The sequence below is a fragment of the Caulobacter sp. D5 genome (assembly GCF_003185805.1).
GTDB lineage: Bacteria > Pseudomonadota > Alphaproteobacteria > Caulobacterales > Caulobacteraceae > Caulobacter.
Window position 1 is genome coordinate 1 of record NZ_QHJY01000535.1, and the last position, 3,466, is coordinate 3,466.

Sequence of the window (3,466 nt, forward strand, 5' to 3'; positions counted from 1 at the left end):
CTCTCCCCTTGCGGGAGAGGGTGGCCTCGCGGAGCGAGGTCGGGTGAGGGGTCTCTCAAACCTTAACACCGCGTGCGGCGGTCAGGCTGGGCGGAGGCGTCCAATGTCAGCGCGACCCCTCATCCGACCTCCTTCGGAGGCCACCTTCTCCCGCAAGGGGAGAGGGAACAAGATTGCCAGAATCCTTGACATAAACGCCCCCGCATGCGCCTTTCCGCGCCTTGCAAATCAACGCGTTTCAAAGCCTTTCATGACCACGATGCACGCCTATCGCACCCATAACTGCGGCGCTCTTCGGGCCAGCGACACCAACGCCAATGTGCGTCTGTCGGGCTGGATCCACCGCAAGCGCGACCACGGCGGCCTGGTCTTCATCGACCTGCGCGACCACTACGGCCTGACCCAGCTGGTGCTGCACCCGGAGACCCCGGGCTTCGCCATCGTCGAGCGTCTGCGCGCCGAAAGCGTGATCCGCGTCGACGGCCAGGTCGTGGCCCGCGACGCCAGCGTCGTGAACCCCAACCTGCCGACCGGCGAGATCGAGATTCGCGTCACCGACGTCGAAGTGCTGTCGACCGCCGACGAGCTGCCGTTGCCGGTCTTCGGCGAGCCGGACTATCCGGAAGAAATCCGCCTCAAGCACCGCTATCTCGACCTGCGCCGCGAGACCCTGCACAAGAACATCGTGCTGCGCTCGCGCGTGATCCAGTCGATCCGCAACCGCATGTTCGCCCAGGGCTTCAACGAGTTCCAGACGCCGATCCTGACGGCGTCCTCGCCGGAAGGCGCGCGCGACTTCCTGGTGCCTTCGCGTCTGCACCCCGAGAAGTTCTACGCCCTGCCGCAGGCGCCCCAGCAGTTCAAGCAGCTGCTGATGGTCTCGGGCTTCGACCGCTACTTCCAGATCGCTCCGTGCTTCCGCGACGAGGACCTGCGCGCCGACCGCTCGCTGGAATTCTACCAGCTCGACGTCGAGATGAGCTTCGTGACGCAAGAAGACGTGTTCGCGGCCATCGAGCCGGTGATGCACGGCATCTTCGAGGAGTTCGGTTCGGGCAAGCCGGTCTCGCCGATCAGCGAGACCCACACCTTCACCAACGATTTCGGCGCGACGCTCGAGCACAAGGGCTTCGAGCGCCTGACCTACGCCCAGTCGATGGCGTGGTACGGCAGCGACAAGCCGGACCTGCGCAACCCGATCAAGATGGCCGACGTCTCCGAGCACTTCCGTGACGGCGGCTTTGGCCTGTTCGCCAAGATCCTCGGCGCCGACGCCAAGAACGCCATCTGGGCCATCCCGGCTCCGACCGGCGGCTCGCGGGCTTTCTGCGACCGCATGAACAGCTGGGCCCAGGGCGAAGGCCAGCCGGGTCTCGGCTACGTGTTCTGGTCGGAAGACCAGGGCGGCTGGGGCGGCCCGATCGCCAAGAACCTGGGTGAACCGACCCAGGCCCTGATGGAAAGCCTGGGCCTGGGCAAGGGCGACGCCGCCTTCTTCGTGGCCGGCGATCCGGCCGTGTTCGCCAAGTTCGCGGGTCTGGCCCGCACCCGCGTCGGCACGGAGCTGAAGCTGGTCGCCGAGGAGCAGTTCAAGTTCTGCTGGATCGTCGACTTCCCGATGTTCGAGTGGAACGAGGACGAGAAGAAGGTCGACTTCTCGCACAACCCGTTCTCGATGCCGCAGGGCGGTCTGGAGGCCCTGGAGACCCAGGACCCGCTGACCATCCGCGCCTACCAGTACGACATCGTCTGCAACGGCTACGAGCTGTGCTCGGGCGCGATCCGGAACCATAAGCCCGAGATCATGCTCAAGGCCTTCGAGACCGCCGGCTACGGCCCGGAAGTGGTCGAGGAGCAGTTCGGCGGCATGCTGAACGCCTTCCGCTACGGCGCGCCGCCGCACGGCGGTCTGGCCCCCGGCATCGACCGCATCGTCATGCTGCTGGCCGAGCAGGTCGCCATCCGCGAAGTCATCGCCTTCCCGCTGAACCAGCAGGGCCAGGACCTGCTGATGAACGCCCCGGCCAACGTGCTCGACAAGCAGCTCAAGGAGCTGCACATCCGCACGGCTCCCCCCATCAAGGTCTAAGGACCTCGGGGCAAGCGCCTGAAAGACAAAGCCCTCCGGCCGTTCGGCTCGGAGGGCTTTTTCGTGTTATGGTGCCGCTGTCGGGGGTGCGCCCAGGGAGGGTTCCCGATGTTCAGGACCGCTTTAGCGCTATCTCTTTGCCTGTCCGCCGTGACGGCCGCCCAAGCCGCGCCGCCGTCCGCCGCCGACCAGAAGATCATCGCCAGCGCCATGTCGGCCGCGCCGCCGGCCATCGGCAAGGACGCGGCGATCATGACCTTCGCCGCCGACGGCTCGATGCGTCACCTGCGCGACGGGACCAACGGCTACACCTGCATGCCCGACATTCCGACGACGCCGGGCGTCGATCCCATGTGCGCCGACGCCAACGCCATGGAATGGGCGAGCGCCATGTTCGGCCGCAAGCCGCCGCCGGAAGGCAAGCCGGGCTTCATCTACATGCTCAAGGGCGGTTCCGACCCCAGCAATCTCGACCCCTACGCCCAGAAGCCAGCGGCGGGCGAGGGCTGGGTCACGACGGGTCCTCACGTCATGATCGTCGGCGCGCCAGGCATGCTGGCCGGCTATCCCGGCGGCGCGCGCCCGGATACGTCGAAGCCCTACGTCATGTTCCCGGATACGCCCTACGCGCACCTGATGCTGCCGGTGCGCTGAGGCCTAGCGGCAGCGCGGGATCGACAGGCCGCGCGGCAGGGTCGTCGAAGGGTCGCCGCAGGCGCGGTTCAACTGCGCCTGCGTCAGGCCCGTGGCCCGGTCGAGCTCGGCGCCCGAGAAGTTGACGCCCGACAGGTCGGCGCCCGCGAAGCTGGCTCCTTCCAGATAGGCGCCGACGAAGGTCGCGTTGGTCAGGTTCGCGCGGGCGAAGCTGGCGCCGCCGAAGACGCCGCCATAGGCGTTGACGTCGCGCAGGTCGCCGCCGGTGAACCGCGTGCGGCCCATCACCGCCAGCGACAGGTCGGCCTGCCGCAGGCGGGCGCCGGCCAGGTTCTTGGCCTTCAGCGTCAGGCCCGACAGGTCGGCCTGGAAGAGATTGCACTTGGGGCAGTCGGCCCCGCGGCGCACCCGCTCGATCTGTCCGGCGTTCTGCGCCAGCGCGGGACCGGCCAGGGCCAGGGTCGACAGCGTGGCGGCGGCGAGGAGGGCCAGCGGTTTCATTTCGGCACGCGTCCTAGGCGATGGAAGGGGCGAGGTACGGGACTTGCGACCTTCGCAGCAAGCCCCGCGCCAGAAACTCATCCCCGGGGGGAAGGCCGTTCTGCCTGGCCGTTGCAGCTTTCGCAGACCACGAGGCCGCCCTTGCGGCTCAGGGCGACGTCGCCGCAGGCCGGGCAGATGTCGGCCTGGTCGGCCGGCGCGCTGGTCTTGGCCTCGCCATCC

Annotated in this window: 3 protein-coding genes; 2 read left to right on the forward strand and 1 reads right to left on the reverse strand. The window is 67.9% G+C overall.

The features are described 5' to 3' along the window. Nucleotides 1-250: 250 nt before the first annotated feature. Both aspS and DMC18_RS24910 read left to right on the forward strand, forming a co-directional pair. Complete coding sequence (aspS, locus tag DMC18_RS24905) at nucleotides 251-2,089, forward strand: aspartate--tRNA ligase (protein WP_199228295.1); 1,839 nt, start codon at nucleotides 251-253, stop codon at nucleotides 2,087-2,089. A 150-nt stretch (nucleotides 2,090-2,239) separates the two neighbouring features. Then, nucleotides 2,240-2,743: a hypothetical protein gene (locus tag DMC18_RS24910; RefSeq protein WP_199232638.1), complete on the forward strand. Its 504-nt coding sequence runs from the start codon at nucleotides 2,240-2,242 to the stop codon at nucleotides 2,741-2,743. 3 nt (nucleotides 2,744-2,746) lie between these two features. Here DMC18_RS24910 and DMC18_RS24915 read toward each other — a convergent pair whose 3' ends face one another. Next, complete coding sequence (locus DMC18_RS24915) at nucleotides 2,747-3,244, reverse strand: pentapeptide repeat-containing protein (RefSeq protein ID WP_110117911.1); 498 nt, start codon at nucleotides 3,242-3,244, stop codon at nucleotides 2,747-2,749. Between the last annotated feature and the right edge of the window lie 222 nt (nucleotides 3,245-3,466).